Source organism: Sphingobium xenophagum (assembly GCF_002288285.1).
Lineage (GTDB): Bacteria > Pseudomonadota > Alphaproteobacteria > Sphingomonadales > Sphingomonadaceae > Sphingobium > Sphingobium xenophagum.
This window is the reverse complement of record NZ_CP022748.1, coordinates 26,731-43,817: the sequence shown is the minus strand read 5'-3', so window position 1 is coordinate 43,817 and position 17,087 is coordinate 26,731. Positions and strand designations below refer to the sequence as shown.

The window sequence follows — 17,087 nt, the reverse complement described above, 5'->3', positions numbered from 1 at the left end:
GATGCGTCCTAACCGATCTGATGACAGACGAATTTCAAATTGAGATACTCATCGATCCCATATCGTGATCCTTCCCGCCCGAGACCGGATTCCTTCACCCCACCGAAAGGCGCGACCTCCGTCGAAATCAGGCCGGTGTTGAGCCCAACCATCCCATATTCAAGAGCCTCACTCACCTTCCAACTGCGCTCAAGGGATTGCGTGTATACATAAGCCGCCAAGCCGCTGTCCGTGGCATTCGCCAAATTGATCGCCTCATCCTCTGTCTGGAAACGGACGAGGCCGGCAAGGGGGCCAAAGGTTTCCTCCCGACATAGGAGAGCATCCGGCGAAACATCTACGAGAACGGTCGGCTCGAAGAAATGGCCTGCCCCGGGCACTCGTCGCCCTCCGGTCAATATCCTGGCACCATGTTTGACGCCGTCTTCGATATGGCTTTCGACCTTTGCAACGGCACGTTCATCGATCAATGGCCCCTGATCCGCGCCGGTCGAAAGACCCGGCCCGACGGCAAGCGCGCGAACACGTGCCGCCAGCTGCCGGGAAAAGGCTTCATAAACGCCGGATTGGACCAGAATGCGATTTGTGCAGACGCAGGTCTGACCTGAATTCCGGAACTTTGATGCTATTGCGCCTTCAACCGCATCGTCGAGTTTCGCATCATCAAAGACAATGAACGGCGCGTTTCCACCCAATTCGAGGGAAACCTTCTTCACGGTGCTCATACAACGGGCGGCGAGCATCTTGCCAACGCCTGTCGAACCAGTGAAGGTGAACTTGCGAACGCGCTTGTCAGCCGTCAGCACATCGCCGATCGGCGCGGGCTGACCGGTCACGATATTGAAAACTCCCGCCGGCACTCCGGCCTGGTCGGCCAGCCACGCCAAAGCGAGCGCTGAAAGCGGCGTCAATTCCGACGGCTTCAGCACCATGGTACAGCCGGCAGCCAGAGCTGGCGCTGCCTTTCGGGTGATCATGGCGAGCGGAAAATTCCAGGGTGTTACAGCGCCTACCACACCCACGGGTTCGCGTCGCACCAGGAGACGGTGGTCGGCCGCATGAGGTGCTAAGACATCTCCGTTCACACGCTTCGCCTCCTCCGCGAACCATTCGATGAACGATGCCGCATACACCACCTCGGCCTTGGCCTCGTGCAACGGTTTGCCTTGCTCGGCCGTCAGAAGGCGCGCCAGATCATCCGTATGGACGAGCACCAGATCATACCAGCGCCGCAAAATCGCGGCCCGCTGCTTGCCTGTAGCTTTTCGCCAATCGGTCAAGGCACGATAGGCCGCGTCGACGGCACCTTCGGCCTCGCGATACCCGAGATCCGGGACCGAGCCGACCAAGGAGCTGTCTGCCGGATTCAAGACGTCGATTCGCGCTTCGCCGTCGATCCATGCGCCATCGACAAAAGCTTGCGCCCGGAGCAGTTTTGGCTCCGCAAGGCTAAGATTCACGTTTGCTATTTCCCTGAAATCCAGTTTGGCATTCCCTAACAAATCCGGCCGATGGATGCCTTCGCGGTATGGACACTCTCATTTGATGAGAAGCCATCCATTCTGATAGCTGATGCATGTAAACGCCCGACGATACTCGCGGAATCTTGATTGCGCGAAACCAGATGAGAAGCGTTAGTCCGGCGTGATAGCGACCAGTTTCGAGACACGCACCGCGCTTCGAGGGCGTCGCGCACCGCTCATCAAGGCATCGTCTGCGATCGCATGGATGCTATAATAGATCAGCGTTGATAGCGCGTGGGGATCATCCACACACCATGCGCCCTCCAGCGTTCCTTGTGAAAGCAGATCGCTGATATAGCCCACAAGCCCGTCGTTCACGGCCACGGATCTGAGCGGCGTATCCCCACTGAAGAAGATCACATCCCGCAACTCGGGCGTGTCCAGATAACTTTCCACCGCCGTCTCGACCAGAAGATCGATCCGCGTGAAAAAATCGTCGGATTCGCAAAGACTGATCCTGCTTTTGACACGGTTCAATATCATGTTGCAGAAGTTGTCCCGAAGTGCCGCACGCAATTCGGTCTTACTTGAAAAATAATGGTAAAGTGTGCCCTTAGCGAGGCCAGTTTCAACGCAAACGTCATCCATCGTCGTCGCGTCATAGCCTCGCTCAACAAACAATCGCCTCGCCGCTTCCAGAATTTCGACGCGCCGAAGCTGAGCCTTCCTCGGACCGGGCGGGGCACCGGCCGGCCGGCGAACTGCGGCCGCGACCCTGCGTCGCCGGTCCCGAACGACCCGTTTCACCTGAACAGTCTAGCTGGCAAGCGGCTCACCCTCCCAAATCTCGGTACCAATTTGCGATTGGGCTTCCTTTGAATAACGAGGTCCCGAAACGGCGCCAAAAGCGAAAAGGGCGTCCACTTGGTCAAACACGACCTCGGAGATGGTCAACGACAGGGTATCCAGAATTTCATCGAGATGATCAATGTTCGTGGTCCCGGGGATCGGAACGACGAAGTCGCGCTTTGAAAGCAGCCAGGCGAGGCAGAGCTGCGCCGGAGTGCAATCTGCAGCCCGGGCCAACCCAGCCATCTGATCATAAAGCCCGAGGTTCCGCGTCAAATGAGGTTCCTGGAACCGCGGCATCGCGGCTCTCAGGTCGCCTTGCTGGAAACCTGCCGTACCCACACTTCCCGCCAACAAGCCGCGAGCCAGAGGCGAGAAGGCGATAAAGCCAATCCCGAGCTCCTCGCAGCAATCGAGTACGGCAAGTTCCACATTGCGCGTCCAGGGCGAATATTCGGTCTGGACAGCTGTCACCGGATGGATCGCATGTACCGCGCGGATCGTTTCTGCCGATACTTCCGACAAACCGATCGTGCGAATTTTTCCTGCCTCCACTGCCCGCGACAGGGCGCCGACCGACTCTTCCATCGGTACCTTCGGATCGAGGCGGTGAAGATAGTAGAGGTCGATGACATCGGTCCTCAATCGTATCAATGCTTCATCCAATGTCTGCGTGATCGCCGCCGCCGAACCGTCGAGACCGCGTTTTCCATTGATCTCGCCAAGCGCGCATTTGCTGGCAAGGACGAAATCCTTGCGGCGATGTCCCAAGGCACGCCCGATCAGCGTCTCATTTGCTCCGAACCCGTAGAGAGCAGCCGTATCGAAGAACGTGACGCCTCTATCCAACGCATGTAACAGTAGCCGTTCAGCTGCTTCAGCCTCGGGACGCGGCTGATACCCATGCGAAAGGTTCATGCAGCCAAGACCAATTGCTGACACGGAAAACGGGCCTAAAGCGCGCTTTGGAAGGGTCGCGGTCATACTATGCTCTTCCTGCCTGTGGTAGCGCGAAGGGATCAGCGGACAAGCTGCGCTTCCAGTTCGCCAAGCACGCGATAGCAATCGAATACGCCGGCGACTGAGGAATTGGGCTCGCGACCCTCGCGGATGGCCGCGACGAACTCACGATCCTGTAACTCGATGCCGTTCATCGACACATCCACCTGGGAAACGTCGATCGGCTCCTCCTTGCCGTTCACCAGGTCGTCGTAGCGCGCGATGTAGGTGCCGTTATCGCAGATATACCGGAAATAAGTGCCGAGCGGTCCGTCATTATTGAACGACAGCGAAAGGGTGCAGATAGCGCCGGTTTCGCTCTTCAATTGGATCGACATATCCATCGCGATCCCAAGTTCCGCATGGATTGGCCCCTGCAGCGCATGTGCCTCGACGATCTTTCCGGCCTGATAGGCGAAAAGGTCCACCGTATGCGCGGCATGATGCCACAGCAGATGGTCCGTCCAGCTACGCGGCTCACCCTTCGCGTTGATGTTCTTGCGGCGAAAAAAATAGGTCTGGACGTCCATCTGCTGGACGTTCAGTTCTCCGGCCCGGATCTTGTTGTGCACATATTGGTGCGACGGATTGAACCGACGGGTGTGGCCCACCATGCAGACCAGACCCGTTTCCTTCTGCTTGGCCAGGACCGCTTGCGCGTCTGCCCAGCTGTCCGCCAGCGGAATCTCTACCTCGACATGCTTGCCTGCCTCCATGCAGGCAATAGCTTGCTTAGCGTGCATCTGCGTAGGCGTGCATAGAATGACCGCATCGACGTCGTCGCGGGCAAGCGTTTCATCGAGTTCTGTAGTGACGTGGCCGACACCGTATTTCTCGGCTATCGCCCGGGTCGGCTCCAGCTCGCGGCCGACCAGCGAAGTGACGGTCACGCCATCGATGTTCTTGAGGCCATCCAGGTGCTTCTCGCCAAAGGCGCCCGCACCAGCCAGTGCAATCCGCATATGTGACATTTCCTTATGTTGGGTTGCTTCGCGAAGCAGCCAGTTGCAGTTCAGCGAGCCCCTGCTCGAGGTCATCAAAGGCCTTGCGTATGCGTCGAGTAGACGCCTGAAAATCAGTCGCTCTCTCGTCTAGCGCCACCGCCGGCCAGCGAGCTTGATGCTCAGCCAGCGCGGCGCGCAAGACCGACAGGTTTTTGCGAAACCGCGACCAGGCAGCCGAAGCACTCGCGTGCGCTTGCCAGTCATTCGTAGAATTGCTGACAAAGCCCAGCTTGCGCGACAATTCGAGCCTCAAACGAACCACTTCCTTCCGCCAGTCAGGCGGTTGGTCCTGGACAACCGAGGCGATCGATTGTTGCGTCTCACGCAGTTCGATCACTCTGGCCTTGAGGTCTTCGAAGTCCACTAGACCTCCGATGACGAACTCTCAGCCGGCCTCAATATGAGATGTCCGACCGCGGTATTGGACGCCGGGACGTGATAGTGCCGATGCAATGGCTTGACCATGCGGCCCAGCGCCCCGCGCATGATGAGCCACATCACCATTTCGATGCCTTCGGAGCCCGTCTCGCGCAGATATTCGATATGGGGAATGGTACGAAGCGTCTCCCCGTCATTTGTGCTCATCAAATCGAGGAAGCGGTTGTCCCATTCCGCATTGATCAGGCCCGCTCGAGGCCCCTGCAACTGGTGGCTCATACCACCCGTACCCCAGACCTGCACGTTGAGATCTTCGGGGAAGCTCGCCACTGCCCGCGCGATCGCCTCGCCCAATTGCCAGCACCGGTTGCCCGATGGCGGCGGATATGTGACCACATTCACGGCAATCGGAATGACCTTTACCGGCCAGGCCTCGGGCTGACCGAACATGAGACTGAGCGGAACGGTCAAGCCGTGGTCGACGTCCATCTCGTTGATGATGGTCATGTCGAACTCGTCCAGGATCAGGCTTTGCGCAATGTGCCAAGCAAGGTCTGCATGCCCGATCACCTCCGGCACCGGCCGCGGTCCCCAGCCTTCATCACAAATACCGTAGCGATCGGCGCAGCCGATCGCGAAAGTGGGGATTATCCGCATGTCGAAAGCCGACGCATGGTCATTGTAGACAATGATGACTACGTCGGGCTTTTCTTCGGCGATCCATTGCTTCGACCAGTCATAGCCGGCAAATACCGGCGCCCAATAAGGCTCGCCCGTCTTGCCGTTGTCGATCGTGGCGCCGATCGCGGGAATATGGCTTGTCGCGACGCCGGCGGAAATGCGGGCCATCACCTTTTCTCCCGAATCGAGCGGACGCCTTCAGGCGAGCGGCCGCCGGCAATCATCATCGCCTGATAGTCCTGGGGGCTCATGCCGGTCATCGTGCCGACGGCCTGTAGGAAGCTGAGCCCATCCGTCGAGAAGACCTTGGCCAGAAAATAGATATTGCCGCCGAGATCGAGGCAGCGATTATAGTCCCGATCCAGAACGGCCTGCTTCTGATCCTCGGTCATCGGCCATTCATCGATATAGGCACGCTCATCGGCTTTCCAGCGCTCACGGTTTTCGGCTTTCATCAGGCTCATCGCGAACTGGTTCATCCAATAGCCCTGCCGGGCACGTTTTGCCGTATAGACCCGCGTGCCGGGGATATCGTCGAACTCGGCCAAATAGGCGTGAATATCCCTTGTTCGACCAGTCACCGCCCATCCTCCCAGGTATAAGACAAAGGGGCTTCCCGAAAGGCGAACCTGTCGAGATGGCTCTCGATTACCCCCGCAGGGTTTCAGCCTCTTCCGCGCCTGATGTGCGCAGGACGATACGGATACCCTCCGGATCGCTGGTAAAGCTCGCTGAAGCCACGTCAGAAAAGGGGACTAGGCCTTCTCCATCGGCATAGGACGTCTCGAACCGGTGGCTCCAATGCTTGATGAGCTGCTGGACATATTTGTCACCGGAAGCAGTCGAAACGAAGGCTTTCGAAACGAAGCTCACAGCCCTCTCTCCTTCAATCGGGAATCGAGCCGCGGAAAAACCCGGCGGGCGTTCCCTTCGAAGATCGCATGACGCTCCGCGTCGCTGATCACGAGCGCGTCCACATAACGCTTGGTATCGTCGAAATAATGGCCGGTGGTAGGATCGATGCCGCGCACCGCACCGACCATTTCCGAACCGAACAGGATATTCTTGTTGTCGATCACATCGGCCAACAGGTCGACGCCTGGCTGGTGATAGACGCAGGTGTCGAAGAAGATGTTGTTCATCAGATGCGCATCGAGGGCCGGCTTCTTCAGCATGTCGGCCAGGCCCCGGTAACGCCCCCAATGATAGGGGACGGCACCGCCGCCATGCGGGATGATGAAGCGCAAGGTGGGGAAATCCTTGAACAGATCTCCCTCGAGCAACTGCATGAAGGCGATCGTGTCGGCCGCGATGTAGTATCCGCCCGTGGCATGCATCGCGGGATTGCAGCTGCCCGACACGTGGATCATCGCCGGAACGTCCAGCTCCACCATCTTCTCGTAAAAGGGATACCAGTAACGGTCTGTCAGCGGCGGATGCTGGAAATGGCCGCCGCCCGGGTCGGGGTTCAGATTGCACCCGATAAATCCCATATCGACGCAGCGTTCCAGTTCCGCGATGCTGTTCACCATGTCGGCTGCGGGCGATTGCGGCAGCATGCACACGCCAACGAAAGTTTCCGGATAAAGGCCGACCACGCGCGAGATCAGGTCGTTGCAGCGGATCGCCCATTCCTTCGCGACACCGGCATCACCGACATGCGGGGCCATCGCAGACGCCCGGGGAGAGAAGATCGTGAGGTCGGCGCCACGCTCTTTGATCAGGCGAAGCTGGTTGGATTCGATGGTGTCACGGATTTCATCGTCGGAAATCTCCGGATAGGCCGGCGCAGGCACGCCCGCTTTGAAAGCCGCCTTCTGCTCCTCTCGCCAGGCATCGTGCCCCTTGGGCAGCACGGTATAATGACCATGGCAGTCGATAATCAGACTCATGCGGCGTCAACCCTCCCCACTAGTTTGGATTCCAGATCGGTGATTTTCTCGATTTTCGCGGAAAGCCCTTCCGGCGGAGGTGTGACCCCCAATCGACCCAGACGGCGATGCAGCGCGACAGCCTCGCGAGTCATCCCGCTTGCTGCCCCCAACCCTTCGAGCGTGAGCGCAACTTCTTCCATCTCGGCGGCGCGGCGCAGGCCATGAACCATCATCCGGTCGAGATTATAGTCCGCCTTGGCATCCCATTCGGGGCCGAGCGAGCCGAGCACTTCAGCCGTGACCCCTGCCCTTTCCGCCGCGAGCACGCATTCTGCGGTGAGGGCTTCGATACCTTTCACCATCACCGAACGGATCATCTTGATCGCCGAGGCCTGACCGACCTTGTCGCCCACTACCCGGATATTCGTGAAACCCAACCGCTCCAGTGCCGCCGCCGCGTCGCTCCCTCTGACGCCGCTCAGCAACAGCGGTACGGAGAGCTTGGCGGGATTGACCGGCGCCATGACCGCCACGTCCACATACCACCCGCCGGCAGCTTCAATCGTTTGTGCGGCGATGCGCTTGGTTTCAGGCGCCACGCTGTTCATGTCACAGAACATCGCAGCAGGAGCGACCAGCGAGGCGGCGGCGCGCGCGGCCACGACGGCTTGATCTGCCGTCACCAGCGAAAGCACCAGCGGCGAGCGGCTCACCGCATCGGCAAGCGTGTCGCTTCCCGCAACGCCAGCTGCCAGATACTCACGACGCTTGCGGTCGGCGCTGGCCGGATCATCGGTCAAAACGTCGAAGACACGCGCCGAAGTCGACCAGGACCCTGCTTCCGCAAAGCTGCGGCCCGCTTCTCCGAAACCAATCAAAGCGACAGCAATCTGATCCATTTGCCGAGATTAGCGGCAACCGTCCACGCACCGCCAATCGGATTGGCACCTAATGCATTAGAAATTACGAAGTGTGTTCGTCGCGCAGCACTGCGGCCTGTTCCTCGATAACCTCGATCAGAGCAGCCTGTGCCGGCGTAGGCCGCCAATCCGATCGGACGGTCAAACCGATGGTGCGCGACATCGGACGCACCGGGCCTGCAATTCTCACGAGCCACCCCGCCTCCAGTTCCACACTGACCTGATCGGGCGACAGCAGAGTGAGGAAATCGCTTTCGACAAGAATTTGCCGGACGATCATGACTGAGCCGCATTCCATCGGCACGCGTGGTGGCGTAACGCCGACCTCCTCGAACATCGACTGCCAATGCGCCCTTAACGGCGTACCAGCCGCGGCCACGATCCATGGATACCGCGCGAGCGCCGCAATCGTCGGGGGCCGGCGGGCCTGCGCCAGCGGGTGGTGCGCGCCGGCAAGAATGATGAGCGGATCGTCGAAAAGTTCTCTCTGTGCCATATCTGCCGATATATTTGTCCTCGCCGCACCGACCATCATATCGATATCGCCGTCACGCAGCGGCCCCGTCAGCTCGGCATAGGAGCCCTCCATGATGACGATATCGATATCCGGCTTCGCGCGATGAAACGCTGCGACGGCGCTCGGTAACAGGCGCGCACGCGAAAGCGGCATCGCTCCGATCGTGATGCGCCCTCTTTCGTGGCCTCGCAATGCGGCCAGCTCAATATCCGCCGATCGAAGCTCGGCAAGCGCGAGCCGGAAATTGCGCGCCATCGCCAAGCCGCGCGCCGTCAGGACAACACCCTTGCCGCGCCGCCTCACAAGATCCTGTCCCAAAGCGAGCGAAAGGTCGCTCACCGCCCGATGCAGCGATGCTTCGCTCAGACCCATGGCCGTCGCAGCATTTGCATAACTTCCCGCTCGCGATAAGCCGAGAAAAGCGGAAACCTGCGCCGCCGTCGCGCGCGTTTGCCCCAGAAGCCGAATGATCGCGGTAGCGCGCGGCGCCAGGATTCGTGCCTCATCCGTGGGGATCATGCGGCGCGGCTGCCGTTCGAAAAGCGGCACCCCGAACCGCAACTCCAGCTTGGCGATTCCCTGCGTCACTGCAGGCTGGGTAAGGTGAACCTCACGCGCGGCTGCCGTCACGCTTCCACTTTCCATGATCGCCAGAAAGGCGCGCAGATGCCGCAGATTCACGTCCAGCCGTTCCATGCTGCACGATTAGCAAATTCTTATTCATCGGGCAAAGAACGGATTTGCTGCAAGGACGGAACGGCGCGCATTCTCCCAGTTATCGTTGCCAAGGAGAGCGTTGTGTCGGGTTTAGTCGTCCAATCTATCGAGCGAGCGGAAGCGCCGGTAATCGACGCCCTCGCCTCTTGCGGCGTTGCGACGGTCCATGAAGCGCAAGGCCGCACAGGGCTGCTCGCCTCCCGCATGCGCCCGATCTATGCAGGCGCCCGTATCGCGGGCTCGGCGGTCACCATCTCCGCGCCTCCCGGGGACAACTGGATGGTGCATGTCGCCATCGAGCAGCTGCAGCCCGGCGACATTCTCGTGCTCGCCCCCACCTCGCCTTGCGAAGACGGCTATTTCGGAGACCTTCTCGCCACCTCGGCGATGGCACGGGGTTGCCGGGGGCTGGTAATCGATGCGGGGGTACGTGACGTGCGCGATCTGACGGCCATGGGCTTTCCTGTCTGGTCGAAGGCCATCTTCGCACAGGGTACGGTGAAGGCGACGCTGGGATCGGTCAATGTCCCCGTCGTTTGCGCAGACGCCGTGATCCGTCCCGGTGACGTGATCATTGCAGATGACGATGGGGTCTGTGTGGTCGAGCGCGAACGCGCCGCCGACGTGTTGGCAAAGGCCCAGGCACGCGAAGCCAATGAGGAAACGAAGCGTCAACGGCTCGCTGCCGGGGAACTCGGCCTCGACATTTACGATATGCGTGGCCGCCTCGCCGAAATGGGCCTGAAATATGTCTGACCCCACCCGCGTCATGTGGATGCGTGGCGGCACATCCAAAGGGGGCTATTTCCTCAAAGATGACCTCCCTGCCGATATCGCGGCACGCGACGCCTTCCTGCTCCGCGCGATGGGATCGCCCGATCCCCGCCAGATCGACGGGATGGGCGGGTCGGATCCCTTGACAAGCAAGGTGGCCGTGATCTCGAAATCCGAGCGTCCCGGCATCGATGTCGACTATCTGTTTCTTCAGGTATTCGTCGACAAGCCTATCGTTACCGATGCACAAAATTGCGGCAATATCCTGGCCGGCGTCGGTCCGTTCGCGATCGAACGCGGATTGGTGCCGGCACAGGACAGCGAGACGCGTGTCACCATCTACATGATGAACACCGGCCAGATTGCCGTGGCGACAATCGAAACACCGTCAGGGCGCGTGCGCTATGACGGGGCGGCAAGGATCGACGGCGTACCGGGCACGGCGGCTCCGATCCCGCTAGAGTTCCGCGAAACGGCAGGCTCATCCTGCGGCGCGCTGCTGCCTACCGGAAATGCCTGTGACATCGTGAACGGCGTGCCGGTCACGTTGATCGACAACGGCATGCCCTGCGTCGTGATGAAGGCCGAAGACGTCGGTGCGGCCGGCTACGAGAGTCGTGACGAGCTGGACGGCGCCAGCGATCTCAAGGCACGGATCGAGGCGATCCGCCTTGCCGTCGGCGAACGAATGAACCTCGGCGACGTGCGCGAGAAATCCGTACCCAAGATGATGCTGGTTGCACCACCGCGCGACGGAGGCGCCGTCACGGTACGCAGCTTCATCCCCCACCGCGCACATGCCTCGATCGGTGTTCTCGGCGCGGTCAGCGTCGCCACCGCCTGCTTGATCGAGGGATCGCCCGCCGCGCAGGTCGCGTCAATCCCAGGCGGTGCCCGCAAGACCCTGTCGGTGGAGCATCCTACCGGCGAGATGAGCTGCGTCATGGAGACGGATGCAGACGGCCAGGTCACCAGCGCCGCCATCTTGCGTACCGCGCGCAAGCTTATGGATGGAGAGATTTTCGCATGAGTCGTATCGTAAGCTGGCACGCCGATCCCTCACGCCCGCGGTTTGTACCACCCGCCGGCGCGGTCGATGCGCACTGCCATGTCTTCGGACCGATGGCGCAGTTCCCCTTCAGCGCGAAGGCCAAATATCTTCCCGAAGATGCCGGGCCGGACATGTTGTTCGCGTTGCGCGACAGGCTCGGTTTCTCCCGCAACGTCATCGTGCAGGCCAGTTGCCACGGCACGGACAACAGTGCGACGCTGGATGCAATCGCAAAATCCGATGGACGCGCGCGCGGGGTAGCGGTTGTCGATCCAGCCATCAGCGATGCCGAACTTGAAAACCTGCACCAAGGCGGCATTCGCGGCGTGCGGTTCAACTTCCTGAAACGGTTGGTCGACGATGCGCCCAAGGACAAATTCCTTGAGGTCGCCCGTCGCATCCAGGGCCTCGGCTGGCATGTCGTCGTCTATTTCGAGGCGGATATCCTGGAAGAACTCCGTTCGTTCCTCGACGCCATCCCTACGCTGATCGTCGTCGACCATATGGGGCGGCCCGATGTCACGCAAGGACCGGATGGACCGGATATGCGTGTCTTCCGGGCACTCCTCGACAGCCGCGACGATATCTGGACCAAGGTGACCTGTCCCGACCGCCTCGATGGCAGCGGCCCGCCATGGGATGCTTTCGCACAGGCCGTGCGCCCCCTTGTCGAAGACTATCCGGATCGCGTCCTGTGGGGCACCGACTGGCCGCACCCGAACATGCAAGATGCAATTTCGGACGATGGCGCGCTGGTCGATATGATCCCCCGCATCGCACCGACGCCTGAGTTGCAACATCGCCTGCTCGTGGACAACCCGGCCAGACTCTACTGGCATGATTAAAGCATGGATGCTGTCACCGTCGAAACGGGGGCATGCGCTTCATTGGCATGGAGATCGATAGCCGCCAACCAGTCTGAACCAGGCTGCGGCGGTTCCGCAGTTGAGTTCACGCAGACGGAGGGCGGGCATAGAGGGGGATACCTTATGACCGTCACGACATCGAAAGCCGAAAGCGCAGGCTGGGGCTCAATCTTTCTTGTCTATTGTTACGGTCTGCTTGCCATAGCGTCCGCCGGCAAGATGGCGCCGATCGCAGCGGATATGGGCAAGGCGCTCGGCTCTTCTCCGCAGGAGATCGGCTGGATTATCGGTCTCCTGTTCATTGCTCCCACACTCGGCTCAACCCTGGGCGGGTCAGCAGTCGATAGGTACGGTGCTCGGCCCATGCTCGCTGGCGCATGTGTGCTCATCGTGATCGCAAACGCCATTTGCTACATAAGCGACAGCTTGGGCCTGATCGAAGCGGCACGTCTGATCGAAGGTATCGGCTTTGTAGCGATCACCGCTGCCGCTCCTTCGCTCCTCATCATGACTACATCGGGAAAACGGCAAACCGGGGCCATGGCGCTCTGGTCGACCTATTTCGCCGCAGGCATAAGCGCCGGTCTGCTCCTTGCCGCTCCATTCTCCGCAACCGAACACTGGCGTCTGCCATTCGTCATTCATGGTGCGGCGGCAGCCGGCCTTGCCCTTTCCGTCGGCTTGCTCCCGGTGCCTGGACAGACGTCCCGCGGAACCGCTGGCAACGACGACGCCTTGCGGGCGGTGATCGGAGAATCGGGCGTACTCCGGTTGGCGGCCGCATTCGCGATACTCACCATCGCTGGTTTTGGCGTCAATATCGTCATGCCTCAATACATGGCCAAGACTCTTGGTGTTTCCGTATCCATGGGATCTGCTGCCGTAGCGATCTCGAATATCGCCAGTATCTGCGGAGGGATATTGACCGGCTTTCTTCTCTCCCGCGGTCACTCGTTCAAGCTCGTTGCCGCAACCATATCCGTCTTAGCCTGTATGGCGAGCATCTCTCTTTTCCTGCCTCAATCGAGCGTAACCTTAACGATTGTGAGCTTGATGGTCTGGGGTTTCGCCACGCCTGGTACGATGGTGGCGGTGGTCATGATCATGATTCCACGCGTTCTCAAGAACACCGCTATTGTTGGCCTGGCTAACGGTGTTGTCGTCCAGAGCGGCTCTGCCGCCGCGTTCTTCGTACCCGCAATTTACTTCTCTTTACTGGCCAATGGTATCTGGTGGTACTTTGCCCTTCTCGGCCTGGCCTGCGTCATCTTTGCTTTGATAACACTCCTTACCATCCAGCCGACGGGCGGCATGATCGACGATGGTGCAAATATCCACTAACGCCATCTGAACACATGAACCGCCAGTCGCGGAAATGGTGGGGAGGATTGGAGATGGCTGTGCGGGAATGGGACGGGAGTATGATCGGAAAGGGTAGCGCACCCCTATACGAACCTATCCAACCGCTGGGCGCATGACGTGCTCTCCGGCAATTACTAAAGACGAATGCACATGTGCGTGCGACCGATAGTGCTGGCCGCCGGCCGTTCGAGCCGGATGGGCTTCGACAAGCTCCGGACCAATCTGGGCGGACGGCCAGTGCTGGCGCATATCGTCGATACAATCGAACAGGCGGGTTTACCGCCGCCTCATATCGTAACGGACGCGGATGCCGCTGAACTCAGGGATATCCTTGGGAAGCGCGAACTATGCCAGACCCGAGCTTCCGACGCCCGTCGGGGAATGGCCCATTCATTGATCGCTGGGATCTCCGCGCTGCCGCAAGATACGCGTGCTGCGATCATTTGTCTGGGCGACATGCCATTTGTCCCGGCAAGCCTCTTGCAAAGGATGGCTCAGCAAGCGACCCCATCGACGATTTTGGTTCCTATAAGCGATGGGCGAAGGGGGAATCCGATCACATGGGGTTCTGATTTTTTCCCCGCGCTGCTGAATCTCTCAGGTGATACTGGCGCACGCTCACTTCTCGAAAAATATCGCGCGTCTGTCGTTCCCATCCATATTGACGATCCCGGTATTCACTTTGACCTGGACACACCGGCAGCGTTGGCGGCCGCACAAAGTCAATGGAATCAGAGGCACGATGGTTTAACCAGACTACCGACCAAGCTTAGCGATCAATCACCGGATCGATGAGAATGGCCCGGAAATCGTTGACGTTCGTGCATGTGGGTCCTGTTACGACGAGATCGTCCAGCGCAGCGAAGAAGCTATAGGAATCGTTGCGGCGCAAATAGGCCGCAGCATCCAGTTTCTTCCCGGCAGCGCGCGTCAAGGTCGACGCGAACGCAACAGCTCCCGCATTGTCGCCGGCGCCATCCAGGCCATCGGTATCGACTGCCAGCGCCGCAATCCCTTCCTGCCCCGCTGTCGCCAGCACAAAGCCCAGAAGATATTCGCTGTTCCTGCCTCCTCTGCCTCGGCCGGAGACGGTCACGCTCGTCTCTCCGCCGGACAGAATGCATGCCCTACGCCCCGCTCGAAGCGTTTCGAGCGCCAGCTTTGCATGCGCGGAACCCAATTCACGCGCCTCCCCCTCCAGGTCATCCCCAGAATGATCGGCTTGTAGCCGACGCTTTCGGCGCACCGGGCTGCTGCAATGAGAATATCGCCCGGCTTGACGATCAGGAACGCACTATCACCTGCCCGTCTTGATCGATCGTCAGGTGAGGGATTATCCAAACCCTTCCGCAGGTGCCGGTTGATGGATTCCGGAACATCTATGCCATATCGCTCGAGAATCGGTGTCGCCGCAACGGCTTCCGCCGCATTGGCAATCGTCGGACCAGACCCGATCTTGCGAATGTCGTCTCCCGGTATGTCTGAGACGGCAAGAGTGAGCAGGCGCGCCTTACCTACCGCATGCGCCAGTCGGCCGCCCTTCACCGTGGAAATCTGCTTGCGCACCGCATTGATTTCGGAAATTGTTGCCCCGCTTTTCAGCAAGGCCTTGTTCAGTCCTTGCTTATCTTCAAGGCTGACGCCTTCGGGCAAGCCGACAAGAAGCGCCGAAGCCCCGCCAGACATCAGCGCGATGACGAGATCATCGTGAGAAAGATCTTTGACCAACTCCATCATGCGGTCCGCAGCCACCACGCTGTTCCCGTCGGGAACCGGGTGACCAGCCTCCAAAATCTGAATTGGACCGGAATAGGAAGGCGATTGATGGCCGTAAGGCACAACGACGGCGCCGGAAAGCGGGGCCGGCCAAAGTCTGGCAAGCTCATTCGCCATCGCTGCCGCGGCCTTGCCCCCTCCGATGACGACGGTTCGACCGAGAGGAACTGAGGGGAGAAAGCGCTCAAGCTTGCCTTCGACGCCGGCAGCGTTCAATGCTGTCGACAGGAGAGCATCAAGCTGTACCCTTTGCCTCGCCTCGAGATCAACGAGCGCGCTCATTTCGAGACACCTACGCCATTTTCGACCGGCCGGCCGGCAAAGAAAGCGGCGATATCGCGCGCCAAGCTTAAGCCCATACCTTCCCTTGCGCGTCTCGTCGCACTTCCGAGATGCGGCAGGAGGAAGGTGTTAGGTGCCTCTACAAGATCGCGGCGAATATCGGGCTCGCCGACAAAAACGTCGAGCCCGGCGCCGCCGAGCTTGCCGGATTGCAACGCCGCAATCAGGGCTGTTTCATCGATCAACCCTCCCCGTGCCGTGTTGATCACGATCGCACCAGATTTCATCGAAGCTATGCGCTCTGCATTGAGCCAGTTTTGCGTCTCCTCGGTCAATGGCAAATGCAAAGATAGAAAATCGCTGCCAGCCAGGACTTCCTCCATCGATGAACAAATGATCGTCCCGGGAGGGGTGGATCACCCGCGGACGATGAACGGACCGAGGTCAGTATGTTCATGCCAAACCCTGCCGCTCGGCGAGCGACCGCGCGGCCGATCCGGCCAAAACCGAGAATACCCAAGGTCGAGCCGTGAATATCCGTACCGACGAGCTGGTTCGGTTCCCAACCGGTCCACATCCCCGACCGCAACAAAGCCTCCGCTTCGCTTGCGCGCCTGGCCGCTCCGAGGAGGAGGAGCCAGGCTATGTCCGCCGTGGCTTCGGTGAGCACGTCGGGCGTGTTCACCAATGCTATTCTCCGAGCTTGCAGCGCCCTGAGATCGATATGGTCGATACCCACGGAGTAAGTCGCTACAAGCCGGATGGAAGGGGGTAACCGATCGATAAAATCCGCGGTCACCTTGTTCATCAAGGTGCAGATGAGAGCGTCAAAACCGTTGCAATTCTCAAGAACGCGCTCAGGAGCGGACTCACCGGGAAGGATCGAAAGATCGGCGAAAGATTGAATTTCCCCGACAACCCTGGCGGGCATTGCATATGTCGCCAGGACCCTCGGACGAGCCTGCAGCGAACCAACCTCTTGCGACAAGGAAATCCCCCCAACTACTGTGGAATGGCAGCGTAATGCCAACGGCTTGACCACCGGCTAAAGACCGGAAGGAATTGTCCGCCGCATGCCTAATTCTTGCTCTTCACAACATACTTCGATATAGAACCGTTTACAAGAAGGTTGGCCTTTCGCTCGATCGTTTTCAGCCGCGAAATGGAGACGGAAACCGGAAAAAGAAGCAACTGCTCGCTTCGATCGGTGGACCAGCATTCCAGAGCGCGGCGATGCGATCGCCATGGCGTTCAAAAGAGTGTAATCGAGTGGATCAGGCGGATGCCAATGCTGTTTTATCGATCGGACAAGATGGGGTTTTCATAGAAAAGTGGGGAATTCCATCCGCCGAGTTTGCCCCAGCTTCAGCGGCGGGCGCGATCACATCGTTGCGCACCGTTCGTACCCATGCTCTTCATAGCTCCCCATCACCGGTCCAAGCGGCCGAGCATATCATAGGGGGCTCCTGCGATGGCGGCGTTGGGCTGCGTCAAGCAGAGGGCTTTGGAGGGACCGATACAAGCAGCCATCGGCTGTCAAAGGACCAAGAAGTATAGCGCGTGAATCCTTGGCA

At 59.7% G+C, this 17,087-nt stretch carries 20 protein-coding genes; 5 read left to right on the top strand and 15 right to left on the bottom strand.

The window, feature by feature from the left end:
• Positions 1-8 precede the first annotated feature (8 nt).
• From CJD35_RS19610 to CJD35_RS19560, 11 genes are all read right to left on the bottom strand, one after another.
• On the bottom strand, positions 9-1,460 hold the full coding sequence (locus tag CJD35_RS19610; protein WP_017184799.1) for an NAD-dependent succinate-semialdehyde dehydrogenase: 1,452 nt from the start codon (positions 1,458-1,460) through the stop codon (positions 9-11).
• 174 nt (positions 1,461-1,634) lie between these two features.
• Positions 1,635-2,270 (bottom strand): TetR/AcrR family transcriptional regulator, encoded by a 636-nt coding sequence (locus CJD35_RS19605; RefSeq protein ID WP_081095131.1) that lies wholly within the window; start codon positions 2,268-2,270, stop codon positions 1,635-1,637.
• A 9-nt stretch (positions 2,271-2,279) separates the two neighbouring features.
• Complete coding sequence (locus tag CJD35_RS19600; RefSeq protein WP_026002705.1) at positions 2,280-3,296, bottom strand: aldo/keto reductase; 1,017 nt, start codon at positions 3,294-3,296, stop codon at positions 2,280-2,282.
• A gap of 35 nt (positions 3,297-3,331) precedes the next feature.
• Entirely contained in the window at positions 3,332-4,273 is a 942-nt protein-coding gene (locus CJD35_RS19595; RefSeq protein ID WP_017184802.1) for a Gfo/Idh/MocA family oxidoreductase, read from the bottom strand.
• Positions 4,274-4,286: 13 nt separating this feature from the next.
• Positions 4,287-4,679 carry a hypothetical protein gene (locus CJD35_RS19590; protein WP_017184803.1) on the bottom strand — a complete coding sequence of 131 codons (393 nt, stop codon included), beginning with the start codon at positions 4,677-4,679 and terminating at the stop codon, positions 4,287-4,289.
• A complete protein-coding gene (locus CJD35_RS19585; protein ID WP_017184804.1) occupies positions 4,679-5,542 on the bottom strand; it encodes a class III extradiol dioxygenase subunit beta in 864 nt (287 codons plus the stop codon). Before CJD35_RS19585 ends, CJD35_RS19590 begins: the two co-directional genes overlap by 1 nt.
• Complete coding sequence (gene ligA, locus CJD35_RS19580) at positions 5,542-5,955, bottom strand: protocatechuate 4,5-dioxygenase subunit alpha (RefSeq protein ID WP_026002706.1); 414 nt, start codon at positions 5,953-5,955, stop codon at positions 5,542-5,544. Before ligA ends, CJD35_RS19585 begins: the two co-directional genes overlap by 1 nt.
• A gap of 67 nt (positions 5,956-6,022) precedes the next feature.
• Positions 6,023-6,247 (bottom strand): DUF2218 domain-containing protein, encoded by a 225-nt coding sequence (locus tag CJD35_RS19575; RefSeq protein WP_244917358.1) that lies wholly within the window; start codon positions 6,245-6,247, stop codon positions 6,023-6,025.
• On the bottom strand, positions 6,244-7,266 hold the full coding sequence (locus tag CJD35_RS19570) for an amidohydrolase family protein (protein ID WP_017184807.1): 1,023 nt from the start codon (positions 7,264-7,266) through the stop codon (positions 6,244-6,246). Before CJD35_RS19570 ends, CJD35_RS19575 begins: the two co-directional genes overlap by 4 nt.
• Positions 7,263-8,147, bottom strand: a complete 885-nt coding sequence (locus CJD35_RS19565) for an NAD(P)-dependent oxidoreductase (RefSeq protein ID WP_017184808.1) — start codon at positions 8,145-8,147, stop codon at positions 7,263-7,265. Before CJD35_RS19565 ends, CJD35_RS19570 begins: the two co-directional genes overlap by 4 nt.
• Positions 8,148-8,211: 64 nt before the next feature.
• Entirely contained in the window at positions 8,212-9,381 is a 1,170-nt protein-coding gene (locus CJD35_RS19560; RefSeq protein WP_017184809.1) for a LysR substrate-binding domain-containing protein, read from the bottom strand.
• 102 nt (positions 9,382-9,483) lie between these two features.
• On the opposite strand from CJD35_RS19560, the gene ligK reads away from it, so the two are divergent.
• The 5 genes from ligK to CJD35_RS19535 all read left to right on the top strand — a co-directional run bounded on the left by ligK (position 9,484) and on the right by CJD35_RS19535 (position 14,250).
• Positions 9,484-10,158: a 4-carboxy-4-hydroxy-2-oxoadipate aldolase/oxaloacetate decarboxylase gene (gene ligK / locus CJD35_RS19555; RefSeq protein WP_026002707.1), complete on the top strand. Its 675-nt coding sequence runs from the start codon at positions 9,484-9,486 to the stop codon at positions 10,156-10,158.
• Positions 10,151-11,206: a 4-oxalomesaconate tautomerase gene (locus CJD35_RS19550; protein ID WP_026002708.1), complete on the top strand. Its 1,056-nt coding sequence runs from the start codon at positions 10,151-10,153 to the stop codon at positions 11,204-11,206. The genes ligK and CJD35_RS19550 overlap by 8 nt, the downstream gene beginning before the upstream one ends.
• On the top strand, positions 11,203-12,072 hold the full coding sequence (locus tag CJD35_RS19545; RefSeq protein ID WP_026002709.1) for an amidohydrolase family protein: 870 nt from the start codon (positions 11,203-11,205) through the stop codon (positions 12,070-12,072). Before CJD35_RS19550 ends, CJD35_RS19545 begins: the two co-directional genes overlap by 4 nt.
• 144 nt (positions 12,073-12,216) lie before the next feature.
• Positions 12,217-13,434: an MFS transporter gene (locus CJD35_RS19540; RefSeq protein ID WP_017184813.1), complete on the top strand. Its 1,218-nt coding sequence runs from the start codon at positions 12,217-12,219 to the stop codon at positions 13,432-13,434.
• 216 nt (positions 13,435-13,650) lie between these two features.
• On the top strand, positions 13,651-14,250 hold the full coding sequence (locus CJD35_RS19535) for a nucleotidyltransferase family protein (RefSeq protein ID WP_157742347.1): 600 nt from the start codon (positions 13,651-13,653) through the stop codon (positions 14,248-14,250).
• Here CJD35_RS19535 and CJD35_RS19530 read toward each other — a convergent pair.
• The 4 genes from CJD35_RS19530 to CJD35_RS23475 are packed head-to-tail and all read right to left on the bottom strand — an operon-like array spanning position 14,225 to position 16,444.
• A complete protein-coding gene (locus CJD35_RS19530; protein ID WP_157742346.1) occupies positions 14,225-14,551 on the bottom strand; it encodes an MOFRL family protein in 327 nt (108 codons plus the stop codon). The genes CJD35_RS19535 and CJD35_RS19530 overlap by 26 nt on opposite strands.
• Complete coding sequence (locus CJD35_RS19525) at positions 14,548-15,513, bottom strand: DUF4147 domain-containing protein (protein ID WP_095687521.1); 966 nt, start codon at positions 15,511-15,513, stop codon at positions 14,548-14,550. Before CJD35_RS19525 ends, CJD35_RS19530 begins: the two co-directional genes overlap by 4 nt.
• Positions 15,510-15,848: a 2-hydroxyacid dehydrogenase gene (locus CJD35_RS23480; RefSeq protein WP_276327797.1), complete on the bottom strand. Its 339-nt coding sequence runs from the start codon at positions 15,846-15,848 to the stop codon at positions 15,510-15,512. Before CJD35_RS23480 ends, CJD35_RS19525 begins: the two co-directional genes overlap by 4 nt.
• Entirely contained in the window at positions 15,845-16,444 is a 600-nt protein-coding gene (locus tag CJD35_RS23475) for an NAD(P)-dependent oxidoreductase (RefSeq protein ID WP_095687519.1), read from the bottom strand. The genes CJD35_RS23480 and CJD35_RS23475 overlap by 4 nt, the downstream gene beginning before the upstream one ends.
• Positions 16,445-17,087 lie beyond the last annotated feature (643 nt).